The sequence below is a fragment of the Marinobacter sp. BW6 genome (assembly GCF_008107725.1).
Taxonomy (GTDB): Bacteria; Pseudomonadota; Gammaproteobacteria; order Pseudomonadales; family Oleiphilaceae; genus Marinobacter.
Map to the genome: position 1 here is coordinate 1514143 of NZ_VIRN01000064.1, position 24594 is coordinate 1538736.

Annotated in this window: 24 protein-coding genes; 8 read left to right on the top strand and 16 right to left on the bottom strand. The window is 57.6% G+C overall.

Annotation, left to right across the window (positions count from 1 at the left end; translation table 11 throughout):
* Window position 1: 1 nt before the first annotated feature.
* Window positions 2–910 carry a sulfate adenylyltransferase subunit CysD gene (gene cysD / locus FMN52_RS15610; protein WP_148609487.1) on the bottom strand — a complete coding sequence of 303 codons (909 nt, stop codon included), beginning with the start codon at window positions 908–910 and terminating at the stop codon, window positions 2–4.
* A gap of 160 nt (window positions 911–1070) precedes the next feature.
* Entirely contained in the window at window positions 1071–1481 is a 411-nt protein-coding gene (locus tag FMN52_RS15615) for a PilZ domain-containing protein (RefSeq protein ID WP_148609488.1), read from the bottom strand.
* 314 nt (window positions 1482–1795) lie between these two features.
* On the opposite strand from FMN52_RS15615, the gene rimO reads away from it, so the two are divergent.
* Window positions 1796–3142 (top strand): 30S ribosomal protein S12 methylthiotransferase RimO, encoded by a 1347-nt coding sequence (gene rimO / locus FMN52_RS15620; RefSeq protein WP_148609489.1) that lies wholly within the window; start codon window positions 1796–1798, stop codon window positions 3140–3142.
* Between the two features lie 196 nt (window positions 3143–3338).
* Here rimO and gatB read toward each other — a convergent pair whose 3' ends face one another.
* From gatB to gatC, 3 genes are read right to left on the bottom strand one after another with little or no spacing between them, the layout of a single operon-like run.
* Window positions 3339–4790, bottom strand: coding sequence for an Asp-tRNA(Asn)/Glu-tRNA(Gln) amidotransferase subunit GatB (gene gatB / locus FMN52_RS15625; protein ID WP_148609490.1), 1452 nt, complete (start codon window positions 4788–4790; stop codon window positions 3339–3341).
* 21 nt (window positions 4791–4811) lie between these two features.
* Window positions 4812–6269, bottom strand: a complete 1458-nt coding sequence (gene gatA, locus FMN52_RS15630) for an Asp-tRNA(Asn)/Glu-tRNA(Gln) amidotransferase subunit GatA (RefSeq protein ID WP_148609491.1) — start codon at window positions 6267–6269, stop codon at window positions 4812–4814.
* A gap of 59 nt (window positions 6270–6328) precedes the next feature.
* Entirely contained in the window at window positions 6329–6616 is a 288-nt protein-coding gene (gatC, locus tag FMN52_RS15635) for an Asp-tRNA(Asn)/Glu-tRNA(Gln) amidotransferase subunit GatC (RefSeq protein ID WP_148609492.1), read from the bottom strand.
* Between the two features lie 372 nt (window positions 6617–6988).
* Between gatC and FMN52_RS15640 the strand changes: the two genes are divergently transcribed.
* The 7 genes from FMN52_RS15640 to FMN52_RS15670 are packed head-to-tail and all read left to right on the top strand — an operon-like array spanning window position 6989 to window position 16189.
* On the top strand, window positions 6989–8029 hold the full coding sequence (locus tag FMN52_RS15640; RefSeq protein ID WP_008170134.1) for a rod shape-determining protein: 1041 nt from the start codon (window positions 6989–6991) through the stop codon (window positions 8027–8029).
* Between the two features lie 29 nt (window positions 8030–8058).
* Window positions 8059–8955 carry a rod shape-determining protein MreC gene (gene mreC / locus FMN52_RS15645; protein WP_148609493.1) on the top strand — a complete coding sequence of 299 codons (897 nt, stop codon included), beginning with the start codon at window positions 8059–8061 and terminating at the stop codon, window positions 8953–8955.
* A complete protein-coding gene (gene mreD, locus FMN52_RS15650; protein WP_053112679.1) occupies window positions 8955–9431 on the top strand; it encodes a rod shape-determining protein MreD in 477 nt (158 codons plus the stop codon). Before mreC ends, mreD begins: the two co-directional genes overlap by 1 nt.
* A gap of 2 nt (window positions 9432–9433) precedes the next feature.
* On the top strand, window positions 9434–10039 hold the full coding sequence (locus FMN52_RS15655; RefSeq protein ID WP_148609494.1) for a Maf family protein: 606 nt from the start codon (window positions 9434–9436) through the stop codon (window positions 10037–10039).
* The gene (gene rng, locus FMN52_RS15660; protein ID WP_148609495.1) at window positions 10036–11517 is read left to right on the top strand and encodes a ribonuclease G; all 1482 of its coding nucleotides are present in this window, start codon (window positions 10036–10038) and stop codon (window positions 11515–11517) included. Before FMN52_RS15655 ends, rng begins: the two co-directional genes overlap by 4 nt.
* A gap of 40 nt (window positions 11518–11557) precedes the next feature.
* Entirely contained in the window at window positions 11558–15313 is a 3756-nt protein-coding gene (locus FMN52_RS15665) for an AsmA-like C-terminal region-containing protein (protein WP_148609496.1), read from the top strand.
* 30 nt (window positions 15314–15343) lie between these two features.
* Window positions 15344–16189 (top strand): carbon-nitrogen hydrolase family protein, encoded by an 846-nt coding sequence (locus FMN52_RS15670; RefSeq protein WP_148609497.1) that lies wholly within the window; start codon window positions 15344–15346, stop codon window positions 16187–16189.
* Window positions 16190–16232: 43 nt separating this feature from the next.
* Here the strand turns inward: FMN52_RS15670 and yjgA are convergent, their stop codons facing one another.
* The 11 genes from yjgA to kdsC all read right to left on the bottom strand — a co-directional run bounded on the left by yjgA (window position 16233) and on the right by kdsC (window position 24594).
* A complete protein-coding gene (gene yjgA, locus FMN52_RS15675) occupies window positions 16233–16760 on the bottom strand; it encodes a ribosome biogenesis factor YjgA (protein ID WP_148609498.1) in 528 nt (175 codons plus the stop codon).
* A gap of 161 nt (window positions 16761–16921) precedes the next feature.
* The gene (mgtE, locus tag FMN52_RS15680; protein ID WP_148609499.1) at window positions 16922–18283 is read right to left on the bottom strand and encodes a magnesium transporter; all 1362 of its coding nucleotides are present in this window, start codon (window positions 18281–18283) and stop codon (window positions 16922–16924) included.
* Between the two features lie 93 nt (window positions 18284–18376).
* Entirely contained in the window at window positions 18377–18646 is a 270-nt protein-coding gene (locus FMN52_RS15685; RefSeq protein WP_148609500.1) for an HPr family phosphocarrier protein, read from the bottom strand.
* 7 nt (window positions 18647–18653) lie between these two features.
* Entirely contained in the window at window positions 18654–19538 is an 885-nt protein-coding gene (gene rapZ / locus FMN52_RS15690; protein ID WP_148609501.1) for an RNase adapter RapZ, read from the bottom strand.
* 28 nt (window positions 19539–19566) lie between these two features.
* On the bottom strand, window positions 19567–20037 hold the full coding sequence (gene ptsN, locus FMN52_RS15695; RefSeq protein WP_088827622.1) for a PTS IIA-like nitrogen regulatory protein PtsN: 471 nt from the start codon (window positions 20035–20037) through the stop codon (window positions 19567–19569).
* Window positions 20038–20124: 87 nt separating this feature from the next.
* Window positions 20125–20433, bottom strand: coding sequence for a ribosome hibernation promoting factor (gene hpf, locus FMN52_RS15700; RefSeq protein ID WP_014577741.1), 309 nt, complete (start codon window positions 20431–20433; stop codon window positions 20125–20127).
* A gap of 100 nt (window positions 20434–20533) precedes the next feature.
* Entirely contained in the window at window positions 20534–22060 is a 1527-nt protein-coding gene (locus FMN52_RS15705) for an RNA polymerase factor sigma-54 (RefSeq protein ID WP_240339497.1), read from the bottom strand.
* A 151-nt stretch (window positions 22061–22211) separates the two neighbouring features.
* Window positions 22212–22937 (bottom strand): LPS export ABC transporter ATP-binding protein, encoded by a 726-nt coding sequence (gene lptB, locus FMN52_RS15710; RefSeq protein ID WP_148609503.1) that lies wholly within the window; start codon window positions 22935–22937, stop codon window positions 22212–22214.
* Window positions 22915–23481: a lipopolysaccharide transport periplasmic protein LptA gene (gene lptA, locus FMN52_RS15715; protein ID WP_148609504.1), complete on the bottom strand. Its 567-nt coding sequence runs from the start codon at window positions 23479–23481 to the stop codon at window positions 22915–22917. Before lptA ends, lptB begins: the two co-directional genes overlap by 23 nt.
* The gene (gene lptC / locus FMN52_RS15720) at window positions 23465–24049 is read right to left on the bottom strand and encodes an LPS export ABC transporter periplasmic protein LptC (RefSeq protein ID WP_148609505.1); all 585 of its coding nucleotides are present in this window, start codon (window positions 24047–24049) and stop codon (window positions 23465–23467) included. The genes lptA and lptC overlap by 17 nt, the downstream gene beginning before the upstream one ends.
* The gene (gene kdsC, locus FMN52_RS15725; RefSeq protein ID WP_148609506.1) at window positions 24046–24594 is read right to left on the bottom strand and encodes a 3-deoxy-manno-octulosonate-8-phosphatase KdsC; all 549 of its coding nucleotides are present in this window, start codon (window positions 24592–24594) and stop codon (window positions 24046–24048) included. Before kdsC ends, lptC begins: the two co-directional genes overlap by 4 nt.

The window sequence follows — 24594 nt, forward strand, 5'->3', positions numbered from 1 at the left end:
CTTAGAAATACCCTTCCCGCTTTTTCTGTTCCATGGAGCCGGCTGAATCGTGATCGATTACCCGACCCTGGCGCTCGGAGCTCTTGGCCAGCAGCATTTCCTGGATAATGTCCGGAAGTGTGTTGGCTTCGGACTCGATGGCGCCCGTCAGCGGGTAGCAGCCAAGGGTCCGGAAGCGGACCGATTTCATCATCGGTTTCTCGCCTTCCTTCAGTGGCATGCGGTCGTCGTCCACCATGATCAGCGTGCCATCGCGCTCAACGACCGGGCGCTCGGCGGCGTAGTAGAGCGGAACGATGTCGATGTTTTCAAGGTAGATGTATTGCCAGATATCCAGTTCCGTCCAGTTGGACAGCGGAAATACCCGGATACTCTCGCCCTTGTTGATCTTGCCGTTGTAGATATTCCACAGCTCGGGCCGCTGGTTCTTGGGATCCCAGCGGTGGTATTCATCCCGGAACGAATACACGCGCTCCTTGGCGCGGGATTTTTCCTCGTCACGGCGGGCGCCGCCGAACGCCGCATCGAACTTGTACTTGTCCAGTGCCTGTTTCAGGGCCTGGGTTTTCATAACATCGGTATGTTTCGCACTACCGTGAGTAAACGGTCCGATTCCCTGATCCACGCCTTCCTGATTGGTGTGCACAAGCAGGTCGAGGCCAAACTTTTCAGCGACATTGTCCCTGAACTTGATCATGTCCCGGAATTTCCAGGTGGTATCAATATGCATCAACGGGAAGGGCGGTTTGCCCGGGTAAAAGGCCTTCAGGGCCAGATGGAGCATTACCGCGGAATCCTTGCCGATGGAGTACAGCATTACCGGATTGTCGAACTCGGCTGCCACTTCCCGGATGATGTGGATGCTTTCCGCTTCCAGCTGTTTCAGGTGCGTGAGGTTGTATGTGGTCATGATAATCCGTTGCCGCCGTGCGGGCCGTTTTGGCTATGCGAATGAATACGGCAACTATACCAGAGGGGGGAAGGGCATAAGAAGACGGCCAACTAGACATTGGCGTTATAACAATATAGCAGCGGCGGGCTCTGGACGTCGGGAAACCGGAGGTTGAGGATCAGGCTGTATTGCGGGAGTCTGCCAGCAACTTGGCGACGTAACGATCGACGTAGTCGAAGCCGTTGCCCTCAAACTCTGCGAACTGAATGCCGAGCTGAAATTCATCCCGTGCAATACGGCGCATGTGAACAATATTGCCGTCGGCAATGATAGAGACAGGCTGCGTTGCAACGACTGGTACGGCGAAGCGCGTTTTTACGGCAATCCAGTTGCCGGGAGCCGGTGCTTTTTGCTCGGGTATGAGTTGTTTCACCGTCTCCCGATTGCAGGAAATCATTACCCCGGTGCGGGAGAGATTGGACACCGAACAGGTCAGGCAGCAACCGTCCGGTTTCTCAATGGTAATGTCGGTGGCTACGTCCACCCGCTGTTGGTTGCGCAAATTCAGTTTGGCGGCGACAGGTTTCATGTTGACTCTTCTGGCGTGTCCGGTTGCAAATGAGGCTGCCTTTCCCATAAATCCCTTCCAGAAAAACACTTAAAAGCTTGATAAGCGCATGAAAGTGTAGTTGTTTACTTTGTGATCAGCAAGAAGCCTGCCGCCTATAGTGGCAGATTTATTAAATCTTTCTGAACAAGACGTCACAAATTTTGACGTCTGTCAGATTATGTCGCTGGGTTTACCGGTCCTACTTTTGCTGCAAGGGGTCCCGTCGCTGGTGTAAAATGCGCGCTTAACTCATTTGTGGGCTCGTGCTGAGCTCCGGGAATTCCAAGCCTTCTATGACAGATAACACTCAGAACCCCGTCGCTTCCGGTAACGGCAAAGTCGGTTTCATCAGCCTTGGCTGCCCCAAGGCTCTCGTAGACTCCGAGCGAATCCTCACCCAATTGAGGCAGGACGGTTACGATGTTGTCCCCACCTATGACGACGCTGATATCGTTGTGGTCAACACCTGCGGCTTTATCGATGCCGCCAAACAGGAGTCCCTGGACGCCATTGGTGAGGCCATCAGCGAAAACGGCAAGGTGATTGTCACCGGATGCATGGGGGTGGAAGCCGACAAAATTCGCGACACCCACCCTGGTGTCCTCGCGGTTTCCGGCCCTCACGCCTATGAAGAGGTAGTCGGCGCGGTTCACCAGTTCGTTCCCCAGAAGAAGCAGCACGACCCGTTTACCGATCTGGTTCCGCCCCAGGGCATCAAACTGACGCCTCGGCATTATGCGTACCTTAAAATCTCCGAGGGCTGTAACCATCGTTGCACCTTCTGCATCATCCCCTCCATGCGCGGTGATCTGGTCAGTCGGCCCATCGGCGATGTGATGGACGAAGCCCAGCGCCTGGTGGATGCCGGAGTGAAGGAGCTGTTGGTGATCTCCCAGGACACCTCCGCCTACGGCGTTGACACCAAATACCGCACCGGCTTCTGGCAGGGGCGGCCGTTAAAGACCAAGATGCAGTCGCTGTGCGAAGCGCTCGGAGAAATGGGCGTGTGGGTGCGTTTGCACTACGTTTACCCGTATCCCCATGTGGACGACATTATTCCCCTGATGGCCGAAGGCAAGATCCTGCCGTACCTGGACATCCCGTTCCAGCACGCCAGCCCGAAAGTGCTCAAGGCCATGAAGCGCCCGGCCCACGACAGCAAAACTCTGGACCGTATCCGCAAGTGGCGGGAAATTTGCCCCGAGCTGACCATCCGCTCCACCTTTATCGTCGGTTTCCCCGGTGAAACCGAAGAAGACTTCCAATACCTGCTGGACTGGCTCGACGAGGCTCAATTGGATCGTGTGGGCGCGTTCAAGTACAGCCCGGTAGAAGGAGCCAAGGCGAATGAACTGGAAGGTGCCGTTCCCGAGGAAGTCAAAGAAGAGCGTCTGGCCCGTTTCATGGAAAAACAGGCAAAGATCTCCGCTGCCCGGTTGCAGGCCAAAATCGGCCAGACGATTGACGTGCTGATTGACGAGGTCGACGAGGAAGGCGCCATCGGCCGCTCCAAGGCAGACGCGCCGGAGATCGACGGTATGGTTTACCTTAACGACGAGACCGACCTTGTTCCGGGTGAGATTGTTCAGGCGGTTGTTGAGCATGCCGATGAGCATGACCTGTGGGCCCGTTTGGTCTGAGCTACCAAGCGTTATCGCAAGGATCCATGGTCTTGGCGGGCAGCTTCTCCCAAAAATGTCGGCGGCCATGGATGGCCGACGCCAAGCGCACATGGATGTGCTCGTAGCGGTTTTTGGGAGAAGCTGCCCGCCGAGGCCTTCCCCCGAGTGGGAAGGCTAGGGCCGCAACTAAAAGCCACGACCCAAAGCCAGCAGATTAGCCCCCAAGTTTGCGAACAAGAATCTCGTTGAAAAGCTTGGGATTTCCCTGACCCTTCGACGCCTTCATTAGAGGCCCCATGAAGCCGCCAAGCATCTTCTTGCGCTTTTTCGGATCCTCTTCATTCTGGTACTGGGTCACCTGATCCGGCATGCCGGCCAGAACCTCGTCCACCATCGCCTCCAGGGCGCCGGTATCAGACACCTGCTTCAGACCCTTGGCGTCGATAATCGCGTCCACACTGTCGTTTTCACCTGACCAAAGCGCCTCGAACACCTTCTTGGCTCCGGCAGACGAAATCGTGTTATCGGCAATCCGTACGACCAGGTCGCCCAGCTGGGCTCCCGAAATTGGCGACTCAGCAACGGTCTTCTCTTCTGCGTTGAGCCGTGCAGAAAATTCACCCTGAACCCAGTTGGACGCCAGCTTGGCGTCTTTGCCGCGCTTAGCGGCAGCTTCAAAGAAGGCTGCCAGTCTGGAATCACCGGCCAGCAATCCGGCGTCGTAGTCGTTCAGGCCGTACTGGTCCATAAAGCGGGCTTTGCGGGCGTCCGGCAGTTCCGGAAGGCTGTTGCGGGCTTCCTCTATAAAGGAATCATCGATTTCCACCGGCAACAGGTCCGGGCAGGGGAAGTAGCGGTAGTCGTTGGCTTCTTCCTTGGTGCGCATGGAACGGGATTCGTCGCGGTCGCCGTTGTACAGGCGGGTTTCCTGAACAATGGTGCCGCCATCCTCCAGAATGTCCATCTGCCGTTCGACTTCGTGGGCGATGGCCTGTTCCATGAACCGGAACGAGTTCAGGTTCTTGGTTTCGGTACGTGTGCCCAGAGTGTCGGAGCCCTTTGGCTTCAATGAAATATTAACGTCGAAACGCATAGAGCCTTGGGACATGTCACCGTCACAGATGCCCAGGGAGGTCACAATGCCGTGAAGCTTCTTCGCGAACGCCACCGCTTCTTCCGCGTTGTTCATGTCGGGCTCGGTGACCACTTCGATCAGCGGTGTGCCCGCCCGGTTGAGGTCCACGCCTGTCATGCCATGGAAATCCTCGTGCAGGGATTTGCCGGCATCTTCTTCCAGGTGGGCGTGATGGATGCGCACACGCTTGGTTTCACCGCTCGGCAGATCGATATCGACATAACCGGGGCCGACAATAGGACGCTCCAGTTGTGTGGTCTGGTAGCCCTTGGGCAGATCCGGGTAGAAATAGTTCTTCCGCTCGAACACCGAGCGGCGCTCGATCTCGGCATTCACTGCCAGACCAAACATGACCGCATAGCGGAAAGCTTGCTCGTTGGGCACCGGCAGGGTGCCAGGCATGGCCAGGTCAACGGCGTTGGCCTGCGTATTGGGCTCTGCGCCGTAAGCGGTGCTGGAGCCTGAAAAAATCTTGGTCTTGGTGGCGAGCTGAACGTGAATTTCCAGCCCGATCACAATGTCCCACTGCATAGTCTTTCTCCTGTCCCGGGCTTATTGCGGTTCACGCTGGTGCCAGTCGGTCACCTGCTGGAATTGATGGGCGGCATTCAGCAAACGTGCCTCGGAGAAATAATCCCCGATGATCTGCAGACCCACCGGCAGACCGTCCACGAAACCGGCCGGTACTGACATGGCCGGAACGCCCGCCAGGTTGATGGCGATGGTGAATACGTCTTCCAGGTACATGGTCACCGGGTCGCTGGTCTTCTCGCCCTGAATGAAGGCAGGCGAGGGCGTGGTGGGGCTCATCAGCACGTCCACTTCCTTGAAGGCATTGATGAAATCCTGCTGGATCAGCCGGCGAACCTTCTGGGCCTTGAGGTAATAGGCATCGAAATAGCCAGCGGAAAGAGCGTAGGTGCCCACCAGAATCCGACGTTTCACCTCTGTGCCGAAGCCCTCCGCGCGGGAGCGGGTGTAAAGATCCATCAGATCCTTCGGATCCTCGCAGCGGTAGCCATAGCGAACCCCGTCAAAACGGGACAGGTTGGCGGACGCCTCGGCGGGAGCAATAACGTAATAGGCAGCAATGGCCAGCTTCGCGTTTGGCAGTGACACCTCTTTAACGGTGGCACCGAGCTTCTCGTATTCGTTAACCGCGTTGCGAACCTGCTGCTCCATCGCGGGGCTGAGCTGGTCACTGAAGTATTCCTTCGGCAATCCGATCTTCAGACCTTTTAACGGCTCGTTCAGCGTGGCCGTGTAGTCCGGCACTTCGCGGTTAATAGATGTTGAATCCTTGGCGTCAAAGCCTGCCATCACGTTCAGCATCAGCGCGTTATCCTCTGCGCTGCGGGCAATAGTGCCGCCCTGGTCGAGACTGGAAGCAAAGGCAATCATCCCGTACCGGGAAACCCGGCCATAAGTCGGCTTGAGTCCGGTAACGCCGCACAACGCCGCCGGCTGACGAATCGAACCGCCGGTGTCCGTGGCGGTAGCCGCCGGAACCAGACGAGCTGAAACCGCCGCCGCCGACCCGCCTGAAGAACCGCCGGGCACTCGTTTATTGCCCTGGCTCAGCCCCCATGGGTTGGTCACTGCGCCAAAGTAACTGTTCTCGTTGGACGACCCCATGGCGAACTCGTCCATGTTGGTCTTGCCCAGACATACCGCACCCGCCTGGCGGAAATTCGCCGTAACGGTAGCATCATAGGGCGGAACAAAATTCTCCAGCATCTTCGAGCCACAGGTGGTACGAACGCCGTTAGTACAGAAAATGTCCTTGTGCGCGAACGGAACTCCCGTCCAGGGCGTCGCATTCCCCGCCGCGCGCTGTTCATCCGCCACCCGGGCATCGGACAGAGCCTGCTCTCCGGTCACGGTAATAAAGCTGTTGTACTTGCCATCTTCCCGCTTGATGCGGTCGAGGAACTGCTGGGTCAGCTCCACACTGGAAATCTTGCCGCTTTCCAGTTCCCGGGAAAGCTCTGCTACGGATTTGTTATGCATGATGAATCCTGAAATCGCTGTTCGTCAGATCACTCAGTTCCCGTGAATCACTCATTGGTTCATTCAATGACCCGGGGAACCAGATAAAGCCCGTTCTCGGTAGCCGGCGCAATCGCCTGGAACGCCTCCCGCTGATTGGTCTCCGTGACCTCATCGGCGCGCAGACGCTGGACGGCATCCAGCGGATGGGCCATAGGCTCAACCGAATCAGTGTCGGCCGCACCGAGCTGATCCACCAGATCCAGGATGTTGCCCAGATCCTTCTCCAGAGCCGAAACCTGCTCGTCATCCACACGAATGCGGGCGAGCACAGCGACTTTTTCTATGTCATCACGGGAAATGGTCACGCATTGCCTCCCAGGTAAATGAAATGTCGGTAATAAATCTTTAGAGATTGAAGGCGCTTCTGAAGTTCGGGGCCGGTCGGAGATACCCTTTCAAAACTGTTGAGGGCCAGGGACGGCCCGAAACAAGCGCACATGGATGTGCTCGTAGCGTGTTTTGAAAGGGAATCTCCGAGCGGCCCTCCACCCAAGCCAAAAAATTAAAGCGACATGGTAACAGATTCGAACAATCGCGGGAGGCCCCAGCCCATAAGGTAAATGTGTGAACCGTAAGGCGTGAGGCCCGTTCGTGCCTTGCCTGCAGGGGTGCTCACTGCTAAAGTTGCCGCATCTTTTCTTTGCGACTGCAACTCTCAGGTTGAAACTACACGAATGTTGATAAAAAGACTCCGAGGCATCTTCTCCAGCGATCTGTCCATCGACCTGGGCACCGCCAACACTTTGATCTACGTGCGTGAGCGCGGAATCGTGCTGAACGAGCCCTCGGTAGTGGCTATTCGCACCAACAACTCACAGAAAATGGTCGCCGCTGTTGGCGCCGAAGCCAAGCGCATGCTCGGCCGTACACCAGGGAATATTACCGCCATCCGCCCCATGAAAGACGGCGTGATTGCAGATTTCGTCGTTACCGAAAAAATGCTCCAGCACTTTATTCATAAAGTGCATGAGAACAGCTTCATTACCCCGAGCCCGAGAGTGCTGGTCTGTGTGCCCAGCAAGTCCACGCAGGTAGAGCGCAAGGCCATTCGCGAATCCGCGCTTGGTGCCGGTGCCCGGGAAGTATTCCTGATTGAAGAACCCATGGCCGCCGCCATCGGTGCCGGTCTGCCGGTCGAAGAAGCCAGCGGCTCCATGATCGTGGACATTGGTGGTGGTACCACCGAAATCGCCATTATTTCCCTGAACGGCATCGTCTATGCGGAGTCGGTTCGAGTTGGCGGTGACAAGTTCGACGAAGCCATCGTCACCTACGTCCGCCGCAATTACGGCAGCCTGATCGGTGACTCTACCGCCGAGCGCATCAAGCACGAAATCGGTTGCGCCTACGAAGGCCTCGAAATCCGCGAGATCGATGTTCGCGGTCGCAACCTCGCCGAGGGTGTGCCACGGGCATTCACCCTCAACAGCGAAGAAATTCTCGACGCGCTGCAGGAATCTCTGGCGCAGATCGTTCAGACCGTCAAGAGCGCTCTTGAGCAGTCGCCGCCCGAACTGGCGTCCGACATTGCCGAGCGTGGTATCGTTCTGACTGGCGGCGGCGCCCTGTTGCGCGGGCTGGACAAGCTGATCAGCGAGGAAACCGGCCTGCCGGTGATCATCGCTGAAGACCCGCTGACCTGTGTTGCCCGTGGTGGTGGCAAGGCGCTGGAAGTGATTGATCGGGGTGGCATCGGAATGTTCTCCCAGGAGGGATAATCCTGTGGGGAGGGCTAGCCATTAAAACCATCTTCGTCCAGGGGCCGGTTCCCGGCTTCAGGCTCTTCATTATTCTTCTCGTATCGGCAGCCCTGGTGGTTGCCGATGCGCGTTTCGACAAGCTCTCAACCGTGCGAAGCACCATCGCAACCGGCCTGGCGCCAGTGTACTGGCTGGGTAATGCGCCCTACGAGTTTGCCGACTGGGCCGCCGGCCTGTTTGAAAACAAGCAGGATCTTCAGGAAGAGAACGAAGACCTCCGGGCCCGCTTGCTGATCCTCGAGCGCCGTGCCCTGAAATACGCCGCTCTTGCGTCTGAAAACAACGAACTACGCCGCCTGATGAACTCATCTGAAGTGCTGGATGACCGGGTTATCGTTGGCGAGGTGGTCGGTGTCTCCCCGGATCCTTTTTCCCATGAGATTATTATCAACAAGGGGCGCAGCGACGGCTTGTCGCCGGGCCAGGCCATTCTCGATGCCCATGGTTTGATGGGGCAGGTGGTGCAGAGCAGCCAGATCACCTCTCGCGTATTGCTGGTCTCCGACAGCAGCCACGCGGTGCCGGTGGAGGTAGTGCGCAACGGTTTGCGGGCAATCCTGCTGGGGACCGGCGATACCGATACCCTGGATCTCGTACATGTGCCGGACACGGCGGATATCCGGGAAGGCGATCTATTGGTCAGTTCCGGCCTGGGTGGCCGGTTTCCAAGGGGGTATCCGGTCGCAGAAGTCAGCCGCATTTCCAAGGAGCCGGGTGAACCGTTTGTCTCCATCGAAACCACGCCCAAGGCGCAGCTGAACCAGAGCCGTCTGGTGCTGGTGGTTTTCCCGCCGGAGAACGCTTCCCCTATCGAAGTTGATACCGATGAGGGCGAGCCTGTGGTCAATGTTGGCGAAGAGAACAGTCAGGGAGGGCAGGACTGATGTTATCGGTAATCAGCTATCCGGTTTTTGTGCTCTCCGTGATTGTTGCCCTTGTGTTCAGTATTTCCCTGTTTCCTGTTGGCTGGTTCGAGTTTCGCCCCGAGTGGCTGGGGCTGGTCGTTTTCTACTGGACTTTCCGGGCGCCTGCCCAGTTTGGCATCCTGCTGGCCTGGTGTCTTGGCCTGCTGCTGGATGTGCTGGAAGCCACCCCCCTTGGGGTGAACGCCATGGCCATGGCACTGATTGCCTTTCTGGTGCTAACCATTCATCAACGTTTGCGCATGTATCCGATGCCCCAGCAGTGCCTGATGGTGTTCCTGTTGCTGGGTATCAATCAGATGCTGGTGCATTTCGTAAAGCAGTTGCTGGGTGCCGATGACGCCGGATTCAGCTACCTCTGGCCGGCCCTGACCAGTGCGCTGGTATGGCCGGTATTCTGTATCCTGCTGGACAACATTAACCGCAAACTGGGTTAGCCATGCCATCGATCATTCTCGCTTCGGCCTCTCCGCGCCGGGCGGAGCTGTTGCAGCAAATCGGCCTGAAATTTTCGGTTCGTCCGGCGGACATCGATGAAACCCCGAAGCCTGATGAAACCCCGGAACAGTATGTGGAACGGTTGGCGCGGGAGAAGGCTCGGGCCGTGGTCCAGTCTTCGCCAGAATGTCTGGTTCTGGGATCGGACACCTCCGTTGTGCTCGACGGCAAGATACTCGGTAAGCCTTCAGGCCCGGCGGATGCCCGGGAAACCCTTGCCCGGCTCTCCGGTGTCACCCATCAAGTCATGACAGCCGTAGCGCTGGCCACTGAAGGCCAGTGCCAGTCTGTTCTGGTCATTACCGAGGTTTGTTTCAGAGAACTCTCGACAGCAGAGATCGAAGCCTATGTTGCCAGCGGCGAACCCATGGACAAGGCCGGGAGTTATGGAATTCAGGGCCTTGGTGGTATTTTTGTTAATGAGCTCCGGGGTAGCTACAGTGCCGTGGTTGGTCTGCCGCTGCAGGAAACCGCCGCATTGCTGGCTGGTGCCGGTTACCCGGTCTGGAAAAACTGGCCGCGCAGTCTGGAGAGCCAAAGGTTATGAGTGAAGAGATTCTGATCAACGTCACCCCGGTGGAAACCCGGGTGGCCCTGGTTGAAAACGGCATGCTGCAGGAAGCCTACATAGAGCGCACCAGCAGGAAAGGCATTGTCGGGAACATCTACAAGGGCAAGGTGGTGCGTGTTTTGCCGGGCATGGAAGCGGCGTTCGTCGATATTGGTCTGGAACGGGCTGCATTTATTCATGCCTCCGATGTGGTTCCGAGTCAGTCCAATGGCGATGAGCCCACCGATGCCCCGAAGACCGTTCCGGATATTCGCACGCTGCTCCGCGAGGGGCAGTCCCTCGTCGTCCAGGTTACCAAGGACCCGATCGGCACCAAGGGCGCCCGTCTGACCACCCAGCTTTCAATCCCGTCCCGATACCTGGTGTTTATGCCTGGTGTCAGCCATGTCGGTATTTCGCAGCGGATTGAAGACGACACCGAACGGGCGCGGCTGAAAACCCTGGTCGAGGAGGCGGCAGCGGAAGACCAGGACGTTCAGGGCGGCTATATTATCCGGACTGCGGCAGAAGCGGCCCCGCCTGAGGACCTGATTGGCGATATGGCTTACCTGCACCGGTTGAGTCAGTCGATCCATGAGCGAATTGCCCGGGTCCAGGCACCGGCTGTTGTGTACCAGGACTTGCCGTTGTTCATTCGCACCATCCGTGACCTGATCCGGCCACAGACCGAAAAGGTACGCATCGATAGCCGCGAGAGCCATCAGAGGGTGATGGAGTTTGTCGATGAGTTCGTTACGGAGTTTGCCGACAAGGTCGAGTATTACCCTGGTGAACGCCCCATCTTTGATCTCTATTCGGTGGAAGACGAAATCCAGAAAGCCCTCAGTCGGAAGGTCCAGCTGAAGTCCGGCGGTTATGTGATTATCGACCAGACCGAGGCCATGACCACCATCGATATCAATACCGGTGCGTTCGTGGGGCACCGGAATCTGGAAGAGACCATCTTCAAGACCAATCTGGAGGCGGCACGAGCGATTAGTCGTCAACTTCGCCTGCGAAATCTTGGCGGCATTATCATCATCGATTTTATCGACATGGAAGACCCGGAGCACCAGCGTCAGGTCCACCGCATGCTGGAAAAAATGCTGGAACGGGATCACGCCAAGACCAAGATCACCGGGGTTTCCGAGCTGGGCCTGGTGGAAATGACCCGCAAACGTACTACCGAGAGCCTTGGCCAGGTGCTTTGTGAACCCTGCCCGATCTGTGACGGGCGCGGTTTTCTGAAAACCACCGAGACCGTGTGCTACGAGGTCTTCCGGGAAATTCTCCGGGTGAATCGCGCCTATGATGCCGAAAGCTATCTCGTGATGGCCTCCCAGAGTGTTGTGGATCGTCTGCTGGATGAAGAATCGGATAACGTGGCCGATCTTGAAACCTTCATCAGCAAGACCATCCGTTTCCAGGTGGAGCCGTTCTATAGCCAGGAGCAGTACGATGTTGTTCTGCTCTGATACCGGGAAACTGTGCCGGTTACTGGATTAAGGGGCCCCAATGTCCTCCGCTGATCAAGAACCGCCACTCGCGGAGAACCTGCCCGAGAGCCCCCCAGTTCGGCTATTGGCGCGGTTGGCCAGCCTGATCTGGTGGATGCTGTTGACACTGCTGGTGCTCCTGGCGCTCTATGCCGGGCTCGGCCGGCAGCTGACTCAGAATGTGGATAGCTTTCGCGATGATCTGGCCCGGGAACTTTCCGACCGACTTGGCCATGATATCAGTATTGGTCGCCTGTCCTCCCAGTGGTACTGGCTCGATCCTGCATTTACAGCCCGAGATATTCAGATCAGTCACCCTGACACTGGTATCGTCGTTGCCAACCTTCAGCACCTGAATATCCGATTTGATGCGCTCGCATCGCTGACGCGCCTGAGAATCGTCTTTGAGGATTTTGAGGCAGACGGCCTGGAGCTGACCGTTAATCAGGAACGCGGCGGCGATGTCGCTGTGAGGGGGGCGGACATACCCGGACCAGTGAGCAATCAGCTGCAGGAATGGCTGGAGCTTGCCGGCAAATGGCTGTCCGACCCTTACGTCAAGATTACCCGCGTCAATCTGGGCATCCGGGACAATCAGGGTAATCTTCGCCATCTCGATATCCCCCAGTTGGACCTGCACTACCACCGAGGGCTCTTCCATGCGTCGGGCCGGGCCATGCAGTCCGGCACCACCCAGCAGCTGGCCAGCTTTGCCCTGGTTGGCCAGCATTTTTTCAGAGGCGATTTCACCGGTCAGCTGTACCTTGATGTCGATTCCGGTCGGCTGTTTGACGGGCTGATCGACGAATACCAGTGGCGATCGCTCCGGGTAGAAGGGTTTGATCTGGGCGGAGAGGGCTGGCTCACCTTCCGCGATGGTTTGCTGCAACAGGTGACCGGCACGGTGCGGACACCCTATCTGCAGCTGGGGGTCGGGTATGAATCCCTTGCGCCCCTCGAAGACATCGAGGCGCGATTTGGCTGGCGTCGCCACGATAGTGTAATGACCGATGTGAATATGGTCGAGTCCGGGGCTTTCGCTCTTGGGGAGTGGCATCTGAAGCAGCTCCAGTGGACCTGGGATGGCGATGTGGTTTCGCCCTTCAGTCTCCGCCTGGCACCCTCTGAGGGGGGTATGTCCGTCATCGCTGACGCCTTGCCGCTCGCGCCCACCCGGCGCCTGGCGGCCAGGCTCCCGATATTGCCGGAGCGTGCACTCAGGGCTTTGCGTGACTATCGGCCCGGCGGCTTTCTGGATCAATTGAAAATCTTCTTTCCCGAGGGCGCTCCGGAGGACTTTGAACTTTCCGGTCGTTTGCGCGAAGTCAGTGTCAGGGCCCACGGTGGTGCACCGGGCGTCACCTCGGTCAACGGAGAGATTTTTCTGGACCGGAAAAAGGGATATGTCCGGGTCGCCGCCGGAGAGTCGCCGGTTTCGCTCGAGTTCCCGGAGCTTTTCGGTGGCGCATGGTCGTTTCCGGCATTTGACGGCCCGGTAGCCTGGCAACTCGATGGTGCTATTACCCGCGTGTTTTCTGACGGCGTCCGGATGCGCTATGGCGAAGCCACCGAACTCGAGGGTGCTTTTGATCTGAGGATGGACCGCGAGGGCGAGGACAATCTTGGCCTCAGGGTTTCAGTGAAAAACGGCAATGCCGGGATGCTGGCAGATTTTGTTCCGGTCAAAGCGGTCAACCCCGGACTGTATGATTGGCTCACGACGGCTATTCTCGAGGCAGACATCACCTCGGGAACCTTTTTCGGCCACGGCCAGATAGGGTCCGGTGCGCCGAGGGGCTCTTTCGTTACCTCAATGATTTACGAATTTGATCAGGCATCCGTCAGTTATGATGACGCCTGGCCGGAAGTCACAGGTGCCCGGGGCAATGTCAGGGTTCACAATGGGAGCACCCTGGTCCGTCTTGAAGCGGGCCGTACCGGAGGCCTGGACCTCGATCCCGGAACCGTCCGTGTTATTCCATCAGATCAAGGTACACGGATAAGGGTTGATACCTCGGCTTTGGTGCCCGGTGCGTCGGTTGGTTACTGGATGGAAAATAGCCCATTGGGTGCTATGGCAGGAACAGAGGCCCAGAAGCTGCAGTATGGTGGCGAGTATCAGCTGGATTTGGGGATTGATCTGCCGCTGGGTTCGGAAAAACCGCCTGTGGTTGAGGCGAACATTGCCGTAGAGGAAGGCTCCGTCTCCTATCCTGCTGCAGGGTTGGCCTGGCAATCGGTTCGGGGTGAGCTGACTTACCACAGCGAAGACGGTTTTTCGGGTGGCCCCATGGCCGCGGAATTTTTTGGTGAGCCGGTAACCATAGCATTTAGCAAGTCCGGGACAGGCAACGCACTTACCATTCGTCAGTCAGGCGCTCTCCCGGTACCCGGTGTCTTTGACCGGGCAGGGCTCGGGGCTGACTCCGGCTATGGTCTGCAGGGCCGGGTTGCCTATACTGCGGATCTGGATGTAGGGGCCGAGTCAACGTCCGGCATTCGAGTGCGCTCCAGTCTTGAAGGTCTGGCAGTTGACTGGCCGGACCCGCTGTCAAAAACAGCAGGTGAGGCCGCGCCGCTGCGGGCGACCATCAATCCATCCGCCACAGGCGGCCTCGGTATTACCGGCGACTGGGAAAACCGGGCCACTTTCGATCTGTTGTGGAAGGAGGCTGGATTTGACTTGCGCCTTGGTCGTCTCTATCTCGGTGCTCAGGTACTGCATGACATCGATATCAACGCGCTCGATCTTGGTGACCGTTGGGTGGTTACCACCAGTTCGCAACGGGCAGAAGGCCGGCTGGTACTGCCGCAGAACGGCGATACGGTAAAGGCCGATTTTGAGGTACTACGGCTCGTTCGAAACGATACTCCCCGCGAGCAGTCGCCGGAATTGCTCACTCTGGAGGAACAGCTGGAAGCCTTCCGGGCCCTGGACATGGGCAGTTGGCCCGATATCGATGTGTCCATTACTGAACTTCAGCTAAACGACGAATCGCTGGGTCGATGGGGCTTCCGGCTTCGCCCCGAGCCGTTCCGGCTGAAGGTGAGCGACATTGAAGGTCGCCTCAATTCCCTGACCCTGCTGGGCGATATGACCTGGAGCATCGTCGGGGATCGTGAAACCAGCCGGTTTACGGGGTCTATTACTGGTGGTGCCCTGGCGGATCTGAACGAGCTGTTGAACGCCGAGATGCCAGTAACCAACAAGGGTACCAACATAGAGCTGGATCTGGACTGGCCCGGCCGCCCCGATGAGTTTTCCATACCGGAACTCAGCGGCACTGTCAGCCTGAGATTGGATGAGGGCGTGATCCTTGAGCGAAATAACACAGCTCAATTGTTCCGGGTTTTCAATCTCCTGAACTCCGACACCCTCTGGCGCCGGTTGAAGCTCGACTTCTCCGATCTGTACGAACGGGGCGTGGCCTTTGATGCGATTTCGGGCAAAGCCCAGATCATCAACGGATTGCTGAACATGGATCCCGAGCTGCAGATCGTGGGCCCGTCGGGCGCCTTCAAGCTCAGTGGCACCACCAATATGGCGAGTGAGGAGCTGGATATGCGGCTTGTGGTTGTGTTGCCGCTGACCCAGAATCTGCCCCTGGCCGCTCTGCTCATGGGGGCGGGAGCGCCGATTGGCGGCGCCTTGTTTGTGCTGGACAAAATTCTGGGCGATCCTCTGAGCAAGCTCACCAGCGCAACCTACAGTGTGACCGGCACATGGGATGAGCCGGAAGTGGATCTGCAACGGGTATTTGATACCGGTGAATAATTTTACTGTTCGGCAACAACGGAGGCAGTTATGAGCAAGCGTGTTTCCAACCGGGTCGCAGCCATTCAAATGGTCAGCGGTCATGATATCGAGGCCAACCTGGCCGAAGCGGAACGGCTGCTGGCCAAGGCCGCTGCGCAGGGCGCCTCTGTTGCGGTGCTGCCGGAGAATTTCGCGGTCCTGGCCACCTCTCAGATGATCGATTGTGGTCGCCAGGAAGCGGGCCCGGACCCGGTTATCAGAGGATTTCTTGCGGAGCAGGCTCGAAAACTGGGGATCTGGATTGTTGGTGGATCAATGCCTGTGGCCAGGCGGCCGGATGGTTCAGAAATGGACGATCGGGTTCGGGCAACTTGCCTGGTGTTTGACGACCAGGGCAAGGAAGTTGCCCGTTACGACAAGATCCATTTGTTTGATGCCATGGTAGAGGATGCCCATGGCCAATATCGCGAATCCGACACCTTCGAGCCTGGTGAGCAGGTGGTTACCGTGGAGACACCCGCGGGGAAGCTGGGCCTGGCTATCTGTTACGATCTGCGCTTTCCGGAACTGTTCCGGCTACTGCGAGAGCAGGAGGTCGACTGGATTTGCCTGCCAAGCGCCTTTACCTGGCAGACCGGTGATGCTCACTGGTACCCGTTGATCCGGGCGCGAGCCATTGAGAACCAGGTATGGGTGGTGGCACCGGGCCAGGGCGGCCAGAACAGCGAGCGGCGTCGCACCTATGGCCACAGTCTGATTTGTGATCCCTGGGGCAGGGTGGTGACGGAAATGGGAGAAGGCCCGGGTCTGGTTAGCGCTGATTTGGATGCAGATCAGGTAGCCAATCTGCGTACCCGTATGCCGGTGTGGGGGCATCGTCGGCTCAAAGGCTGAAAGCAGGGTAGATGAACGTTCATCTGACCCCTCATTCACAAGCTTACATGGCCTCAGCGTCGTCGATGCATTCCCGAAGATAGCGGAACAGTTTCCGGGCCTGGCCGGTGTTCTTCTGTTTTTCGACGTCCTTGCGAGCGTTGCGCGCCAGGTTTCGCAGATGCTGCATATCGGCAGTGGTGCAATAGCTGAAGAATTCGCCAACAACTGAGTCACCCTCTGCAATCATCCGGTCCCGCCAGCGCTCTGCCAGGTGATGCCGGCGGGTGTGTTCCTCGCTACCGGCATCAAAGGCATCGATGGCTTTCGCAAGGGCTTCGGGATCGTCTTCCTGGCGGATGACTTTGCCGATGTACTGCAGGTGCCGTCGTTTGGCTTCGTTCTGGCGGATACGACGCGATTCTTCAATGGCAGCACGAAGGGTGTCGCTGATCGGCAGCGTTTCCAGCTGATCATTGCTCAGGTCCAGCATCCGCTTGCCAAGATCCTGCAGGGCATGCATCTCCCGTTTTACCTGGGATTTGCTGGGGCCGTCGTATTCTGGTGTCTCGTTGTCGTGGTTGTCTTTCATAAGTTCAGCCTTGTTGTCGGGTTACGCTTCGCTAACCCGACCTACAAAAAAAGAGCACCCAACCGTAGGTCGGATTAGCGAAGCGTAATCCGACACCCGATTAGGTATAGAAATTCCCGCCCGCCGTAGGTCGGATTAGCAAAGCGTAATCCGACAGCTGGTCAGGCATAGAAAATCGTAGCGAGGCCAAGAAAGGCCATAAACCCGACCACGTCCGTGACGGTCGTAAGAATCACGCTGCCTGCCAGGGCCGGGTCGATATTCCGCGATTTGAGAAACAGTGGCAGTACCGTTCCCACCAATGCCGCGGCAACCAGGTTGATCACCAGCGCAGCGGCGATGATCGCGCCAATCAGTACCTCCTGGAACCAGAGCATGGCGGCACCGGCCACCACGGCGGCCCAGAGCAGGCCGTTCAATATCCCTGACAGGAATTCCCGGTTGAGTAGCCAGCCTACGTTGGCGCCGCTGATCTGGCCCACGGCCATGCCGCGAATCACCAGGGTGAGGGTCTGACTGCCGGCAATGCCGCCCATACTGGCGACAATCGGCATCAGCACCGCAAGCGCCACCACTTTGGCGATGGTGTCTTCAAACAACCCGATGACGCCGGATGCGGTCAGTGCCGTAATCAGGTTGATGCCCAGCCAGACGGCACGGCGACGGGTGGTTTTCCACACCGGCGCAAAAGTGTCCTCGTCTTCATCCAGACCGGCCATGCTCATCAGGGAGTGGTCCGCATCCTCCCGGATAACATCAACCACGTCATCGATGGTGATGCGACCCAGCAGTCGGCCTTCCTCATTTACCACCGGCGCCGAGATCAGATCGTAGCGCTCAAACAATGTCGCTACCTTGGTGTCGGAGAGGCTCACGGGAATAGGCTCGATGTCGGTATCCATCACTTCCCGCACGGTGGAGGCGGGGTTGGACACCAGCATTTTGGTGATTGGCAGCATGCCAATGAAATCATCGCGGCGACTGACCACGATGAGGTTGTCGGTCATCGGCGGTAGATTGCGGTGTCGGCGCAGGTAACGCAGTACAACGTCGATGCTGATGTCCGGACGCACGGTAATGGTGTCCGTGTTCATCAGGCCGCCGGCGGTGTCCTCCGGGTAGGAGAGAACTTCCTCCACGCGCTGTCGGTCCTGCTCGTCCATGGTGTCCAGGACTTCCTGGATCACCGTATCCGGCAGCTGCTGCAGCAAGTCGGCCAGGTCGTCCGACTCGAAATCCTCGATGATATCCGCCAGTTCCTGTGCGTTCAGCTGGCTCAGGAAGTAACCACGGATATCGTCACTCAGATACTGGAGAACTTCCCCTTCCAGTTGCTTGTCGACGAGATTCCACAGCAGGGCACGCTGCCGGGGCGGGGAGGACTCCAGCAGATGGGCAATGTCACTGGGGCTCAGGCCACCGTTCAGGATGCGGGCAACCTGCTTCAGTGCGCCACTGTCCAGGGCTTCGCTCAGAGAACGAAGGCGCTGGCGGGCCTGGCTTTTTTCCAGAATATCGGTCATGAATCACCCGGCGTCAGAAAACGCCTGTATTATAGCGGAGTTAGCCGCTATCGGTGAGAAAGAGTTGTAGGTGAATGCCGTACGGAAAGGGAATTACTCACCCTCACCGAAATAGTCATTGATCAGTTCCACCAGCGCCTCGATGGCCTGTTCTTCGTCCGGCCCCTCGGCAATGAGTTCCACATCGGTCCCTTTGCTGGCGGCCAGCATCATCACCTGCATGATGTTCTTCGCGTCCACATCCCGGCCCTTGCCACTGATACGCACGCTGCTGTCGAATTCGGATGCCGTGTTGACGAGCTTCGCCGTAGCGCGCGCATGCAGGCCCAGTTTGTTGATAATAGTAATGGGGCGGCGAATCATGGTTCGATCAGATCTCTTCCCGAGTCTGCAGGTGTGGCAGTTCGGTGTGGCGTACCTGCACATTGCTGTAACGTTGCCGGAAGTACTCACCCAACTGCTCGCACACGTACACCGACCGGTGCTGACCGCCAGTACAGCCAATGGAAATGGTCATGTAGCTGCGGTTACTGTCTGCGAAAGAGGGCAGCCAGGTATCCAGGAATGATTTCAGGTCTTCGATCATCTTCCGGCTTGCCGGTTCTTTTTCCAGAAACTCGATAACCGGCTGATCGGTACCGACGTACTTGCGGAGGCTGGTATCCCAGTAGGGGTTGGGCAGACAGCGAACATCGAAGACGTAGTCGGAATCCAGCGGTACACCGTGTTTAAAGCCGAATGATTGGAACAACAGGGCCAACTCCTGATCTTTTCGACCCACCACCCGTTGCTTCACCATATCCCGGAGTTCGTACATGGACATGCCAGTGGTATTCACGTACAGGTCGGAAAGTTTGGAGAGGGGCTCAAGAAGCTTCTTTTCGCTGGTAATGGCTTCCCGAAGGGAGGTCTTGTCGTCACTCAACGGATGCTTTCTGCGGGTCGCGTGGAAGCGCTGAAGGAGAGACTGCTCGTCGGCATCCAGAAAGATGATTTCAACGGTAACCCCGGTTTCCTGAAGGCGCCGATAAATATCTTCGAAATTGGCCAACTCTCCGGAAAGGTTCCGTGCATCGATGCTTACGGCCATCTTGCCCAGCCGGCCAGGTTTGGTCTGGCTGGCCGCTTCCCGGGTAAGGGGGAAGAGCAGGCCGATGGGGAGGTTGTCGATACAATAGAACCCAAGGTCTTCCAGCACATGAAGAGCGGTACTCTTGCCCGAGCCGGATCTGCCACTGACGATAATCAGCTTCATGACCACCTTACCTCCACTGCAATGAATGTCATCCGCCTGAGGCGGTCATGCGCTGGTACAGCGTACTGGCGTCCTCGCATTGCCGGAGGCGATCACAGAACGACCGCTCATTGAACTTTTCGGCCAGTTGGCTGAGCAGTTCCAGGTGTTCGCTCGTTGCCTCCTTCGGGACGATCAGGGCAAAGATCAGATCCACCGGCTGATTGTCGATAGCATCGAACTCGACGCTTTCTTCAAGCGTCATCAGCACGCCCACCACGTGATCAAGCCCTTCCAGACGGCAGTGGGGAATGGCGATCCCCTGGCCAATGCCGGTGCTGCCCAGGCGCTCACGGGAAATGAGGTTGTTGAAAAGCTGGGTCTCGCTGAGCGTGTTGTCCTGATGGTTTATCTGCTCGGCAATAAACTCCAGGGCCCGTTTCTTGCTGGACGCAGGTACCCTGCAGAGGGTGAGCTCCGGCGCAAGAATGTTGTCTATGGTCAGGGATGTGTCGCTCATGGATCGACTGCATTTCCGTTAAAAAAAAGGCTGCGACACGTTACTCATGTCGCAGCTCGATTAGATGACTTGCATGAAAACAGCCAGTTAGCGAGAGCCGTTTCCGTGCATCCGTTCTACATTCTTTTCCTTGTGCTTGAGGATCTGACGGTCCAGCTTGTCGATAAGGGCATCAATGGCCGCGTACATATCCTCGTTTTCTGCCTTTGCGTGAATCTCACCACCTACCACGTGCAATGTGGCTTCCGCAATCTGGCGCACCTTTTCCACTTCCAGGGTCACCTGGCAGTTACTGATGTGGTCAAAGTGACGCTCGAGCTTCTCGAACTTCTCTGAAACGTAATCCTTCAGTGCGGGAGTCAGTTCTACGTGATGGCCTGAAATATTGAGTTGCATAGGCGTCTCCTGTTGTCATCATGCCGGCTCCCGGGAGCCGGTCTGGGTGCTGGCGCATTGTGCGCCGGCGAATACGGTGTTGCGTCCCGTCCCGGGGTATTCAGACCAGCCGCTTGCGTTCGTTGGACGGCGGAATGTGCATGGCCTCCCGGTACTTGGCAACGGTGCGTCGCGCAACCTTGATACCCTGTTCCCCTAGCATGGCTGCAATTTTACTGTCGCTCAACGGCTTTTTGGGTGTTTCGGCGGCAATCAACTTCTTGATCATCGCGCGGATGGCCGTGGAAGAGCATTCTCCGCCCTCATCAGTGCTGACATGGCTGGAGAAGAAATACTTCAGTTCGAAAATACCCCGGGGGGTATGCATGTATTTCTGGGTGGTTACCCGTGAAATCGTTGATTCATGCATTTCCACCGCCTGGGCGATGTCTGAAAGAATCAACGGCTTCATCGCTTCCTCGCCGTGATCCAGGAATCCCTGTTGGTGCTCAACAATACGGGTCGCCACTTTCAGCAGGGTTTCATTGCGGCTCTGCAGGCTTTTGATAAACCACTTGGCTTCCTGCAACTGATCGCGCAGGTAGGTGTTGTCTGCACTGCTGTCCGCACGCCTTATAAGTGAAGCATAGCTGGCATTGACCCGGATGCGCGGTGCAATTTCCGGATTCAGTTCAACACGCCAGCGGCCATTGTGTTTTCGAACGATCACATCCGGAATGACGTAGTCGGGTTCGGCGCGGTCAATAACGTCGCCCGGCCGTGGGTTCAGGCCGGTAATCAGCGCCAGGACTTCCCGCAGCTGGTCTTCTTTCAGGCGGCTGCGACGCAGCAACTGGGCGTAGTCCCGGTTGCCCAGCAGGTTGATGTAGTGGGTGATCACCAGGCGCGCCTGGGCGAGCCAGGGGGTTTCCGGTGGCAACTGGTTGAGCTGGATCAGGAGGCATTCCTGGAGGTCCCGGGCAAACACGCCGGGGGGATCAAAGTGCTGGAGGCGATGCAGGACGGCTTCCACTTCATCCAGTTCAAGAGGGTCTTCTTCGTTCTCATCCAGCATTCCGGCGTGGATTTCTTCCAGTGGGCTGGTGAGATAGCCTCGCTCATCCACAGCATCCATCAGGGCATGGGCAATGGCCTGGTCCCGCTCACTCAAGGGGGTCAGGTTGAGCTGCCATTCCAGGTGATCCTGAAGGGTTTCCGTGGGCGAGTTGCGAGTCTCGAAATCGTGATCGTTCTCGTCGTCATTGCGGGCTGCCGGGGCAGGCGCGGACTGGTAAATGTCGTCCCAGGCAGTGTCTACCGGCAGATCGTCCGGAATGTTATCCGGAATTTCGTTCTCCGAGGACCAGTCCGGACCGTTCTCGGATTCGTCCCAGTCGCTGGACGGTTCGGGAGCGGCTTCTGCTGCAGACTCGGCTGCATTGGCATCACGTTCGTCGTTTTCGGTGGCTGCGTCGGTCTGATCATCGTCCTCGGAGGTCTCCAGCATCGGGTTGGATTCCAGTGCCTGCTGGATTTCCTGCTGAAGGTCGAGGGTGGAGAGCTGGAGAAGCCGGATCGCCTGTTGCAGCTGGGGCGTCATGGTCAGGCTCTGACCCAGCTTTAACTGTAAGGAGGCTTTCATAACCATGGTTCAGGATCCGTCACTCATCAGCGCTTTGTGTCATAAGTCGTGAAAAAATCTTTATATGCCGGTTACTTGCCGTGGTTTTATTTTACCCTAGCAAGTTCTTTGCCGAGTTTACTTGCTACAGATCATCAAAACAATGAGCCATTCGCTGTCAAAGCCTGAATTCGTCGCCCAGGTAGACTTCCTTGACCTGCTGGTTGGCCAGGATCGCCTCGGCATTGCCGGAGGCGATGATGTGGCCGCCGGAGACAATGTACGCGTTCTCGCAGATGTCCAGGGTCTCTCGCACGTTGTGATCGGTAATCAGTACGCCGATACTCTTGTCCCGCAGATGCCGGATGATGTGTTTGATGTCACTGACAGATATGGGATCGACACCGGCAAAGGGCTCATCCAGAAGGATGAAGGCCGGTTCCATGGCCAGCGCCCGGGCAATTTCCACCCGTCGCCGTTCACCGCCGGACAGGGCCATACCAACGCTGTCCCGGATGTGGGTTATATGGAATTCCTCCAATAGCTCCTCTAGCTTTTTTTCTCGCTCCGCCTTGCCAAGGCCCTGACGAGTCTCGAGGATGGCCATGATATTGTCTCGCACCGTCAGTTTGCGGAACACCGAGGCTTCCTGGGGCAGGTAACCGATGCCCTGGCGGGCCCGGCCGTGCATCGGCAGAGGCGTGATATCCCGGCTGTCGATCGTGATTCGGCCGTGATCGGCGGGTATCAGCCCCACGATCATATAAAAGCAGGTGGTTTTCCCGGCGCCGTTGGGACCAAGCAACCCGACAATTTCCCCGCTGCGGATTTCCAGGGAGACGTCGATTACCACTTTTTTCTGTTTGTAACTCTTCGCCAGATTACTGGCTCTCAGAACTGCCATCGGTTTCCTGTTTATCAGTGCGTCTGTCGGCGCTGCGTGGCTGAATCACCATTTCTACCCGGCCGCTGCCCTCGCCGGTGTCCGCGCCGCCTTCAGCGGTCACTACCCGGCCAGCGGTATCATAATGAATGACATCGCCGCGGAACAGGTTGCCATTCTGTTCGATGACCGCTTCCCGTTCAAAGGTCAGTCGGCTGTCGGTGGCTGACCAGGTAATATTCAGCGCCCGTGCGTCGGTTTCGCCTTCACCCTCCTGGGTCGGTTGCCGGTATCTGGCAGGAGTGCCAGAGGCCTCTATCCGACTCAGGCCGCCCTCTGTGCGGTAGAGAACCACACGGTCCGCGCTCAGGCGGGTGTTGCCCTGCTCGAGTTCTACAGTCCCGGTATAAGTGGCAATGCCCTGGCCGTCGTCCAGGCGGGCATTGTCGGCAGTGACCTTGATGGGGGTGTCGGAATCAAGGTCGAAAGCAGCCACCGGGCCAGTCATCGTGACCGTCAGCAGGGCAGCCATCAGGCTCCGGTATCGGTTAGTTTCCGGTTTCATAGCGTCCTTCCACCTGGGAGTTCAGTTCCAGAATCCGCTCGTCTATCCACGCCTTCATGCCCGTGGCCCGGGTAATACCGGTAACGTCGCGTATTTCTACGGGTGCGTCTGTATATACCATGCCCCGATCGTTATCCAGGGTCAGGGTAGATGTTGTCAGGGTGGCGTCCCGTTCACCAACAGTGCGCTGAATCCGGACATTGTCCGTCAGGTACACCAGATTCTGGTTTTGCAGCAGGCTGCCATTCTCGGCTTCAACAATCCAGGGCAGGGCATTCTCGCCGCCATACAGTTCGGCACGGGGGGATTCCATGGTGGCCAGGTTGCCTTCCTCAAACTGTTCAATGCGGGGACTGGTGAATCGGATCTTCAGGTTGCCCGATTCGTCGAAGGACGTGTACTGGCCATTAACCACGAAGCCGTCCGGCTCGGCATCGCCTCGCAGCGCCGCTGCCTCATCATCAATCACCGGTGGCTCATCGCTTTGCCAGAGCAAAAAGACCGCTGCCACCACGGTGCCAGCCAGCGCCAGTGTTCGCAGCCAGGGCCGGTCCGGGAGCCAGTTCACGCCTCGGGCTCCAGATAGGGCGCAAGTGCAGACTCAAGCTTGCCATGGGCAGTCAGCAGCAAATCGCAGGCTTCCCGCACCGCGCCCTCGCCGCCCCGGGCATGGGTGCAGTAGTCGGCATGTTGACGCACCAGCCAGTAACCATTGGGAACAGTGATGCCCAGTCCAGCGAACCTGAGCGCTGGCAGGTCTGGAAGATCATCGCCCATGTAGGCGATGGACTCCGGGCTGATATCCATGGTGCTGACCAGTTCCTGAAGGGCTATCTTCTTATCCTCGCGCCCCTGCATCAGGTGCGGAATGCCCAGATCCCGCATGCGCTTTTCGGTGAGAGGTGATTTTCGCCCGGTGATCACGGCCACGGTGATCCCCGCTGCCATAAGTTGTTTCAGACCAAGGCCGTCAAGGATGTTGAAGGCCTTGAGCTCATCACCGTTGGCGCTGAAATAAAGCTTGCCGTCGCTCATGATACCGTCGACATCGAGAGCAATCAGGCGGATTTTCGCGGCTTTTTCCAGAAGAGAGTCCGGCCATGGGTGCTTCAT

Coding starts and splice junctions, on each gene's coding strand:
- mgtE (WP_148609499.1), bottom strand. CDS start 18,283: ATGACCGATATTCTGGAAAAAAGCCAGGCCCGCCAGCGCCTTCGTTCT.
- gatA (WP_148609491.1), bottom strand. CDS start 6,269: ATGCATAACAAATCCGTAGCAGAGCTTTCCCGGGAACTGGAAAGCGGC.
- ptsN (WP_088827622.1), bottom strand. CDS start 20,037: ATGAGCGACACATCCCTGACCATAGACAACATTCTTGCGCCGGAGCTC.
- FMN52_RS15685 (WP_148609500.1), bottom strand. CDS start 18,646: ATGATTCGCCGCCCCATTACTATTATCAACAAACTGGGCCTGCATGCG.
- cysD (WP_148609487.1), bottom strand. CDS start 910: ATGACCACATACAACCTCACGCACCTGAAACAGCTGGAAGCGGAAAGC.
- kdsC (WP_148609506.1), bottom strand. CDS start 24,594: ATGAAGCACCCATGGCCGGACTCTCTTCTGGAAAAAGCCGCGAAAATC.
- rng (WP_148609495.1), top strand. CDS start 10,036: ATGAGTGAAGAGATTCTGATCAACGTCACCCCGGTGGAAACCCGGGTG.
- yjgA (WP_148609498.1), bottom strand. CDS start 16,760: ATGAAAGACAACCACGACAACGAGACACCAGAATACGACGGCCCCAGC.
- gatB (WP_148609490.1), bottom strand. CDS start 4,790: ATGCAGTGGGACATTGTGATCGGGCTGGAAATTCACGTTCAGCTCGCC.
- lptB (WP_148609503.1), bottom strand. CDS start 22,937: ATGGCAGTTCTGAGAGCCAGTAATCTGGCGAAGAGTTACAAACAGAAA.
- rapZ (WP_148609501.1), bottom strand. CDS start 19,538: ATGAAGCTGATTATCGTCAGTGGCAGATCCGGCTCGGGCAAGAGTACC.
- FMN52_RS15615 (WP_148609488.1), bottom strand. CDS start 1,481: ATGAAACCTGTCGCCGCCAAACTGAATTTGCGCAACCAACAGCGGGTG.
- rimO (WP_148609489.1), top strand. CDS start 1,796: ATGACAGATAACACTCAGAACCCCGTCGCTTCCGGTAACGGCAAAGTC.
- FMN52_RS15655 (WP_148609494.1), top strand. CDS start 9,434: ATGCCATCGATCATTCTCGCTTCGGCCTCTCCGCGCCGGGCGGAGCTG.
- mreD (WP_053112679.1), top strand. CDS start 8,955: ATGTTATCGGTAATCAGCTATCCGGTTTTTGTGCTCTCCGTGATTGTT.
- lptA (WP_148609504.1), bottom strand. CDS start 23,481: ATGAAACCGGAAACTAACCGATACCGGAGCCTGATGGCTGCCCTGCTG.
- FMN52_RS15670 (WP_148609497.1), top strand. CDS start 15,344: ATGAGCAAGCGTGTTTCCAACCGGGTCGCAGCCATTCAAATGGTCAGC.
- FMN52_RS15705 (WP_240339497.1), bottom strand. CDS start 22,060: ATGGTTATGAAAGCCTCCTTACAGTTAAAGCTGGGTCAGAGCCTGACC.
- hpf (WP_014577741.1), bottom strand. CDS start 20,433: ATGCAACTCAATATTTCAGGCCATCACGTAGAACTGACTCCCGCACTG.
- FMN52_RS15665 (WP_148609496.1), top strand. CDS start 11,558: ATGTCCTCCGCTGATCAAGAACCGCCACTCGCGGAGAACCTGCCCGAG.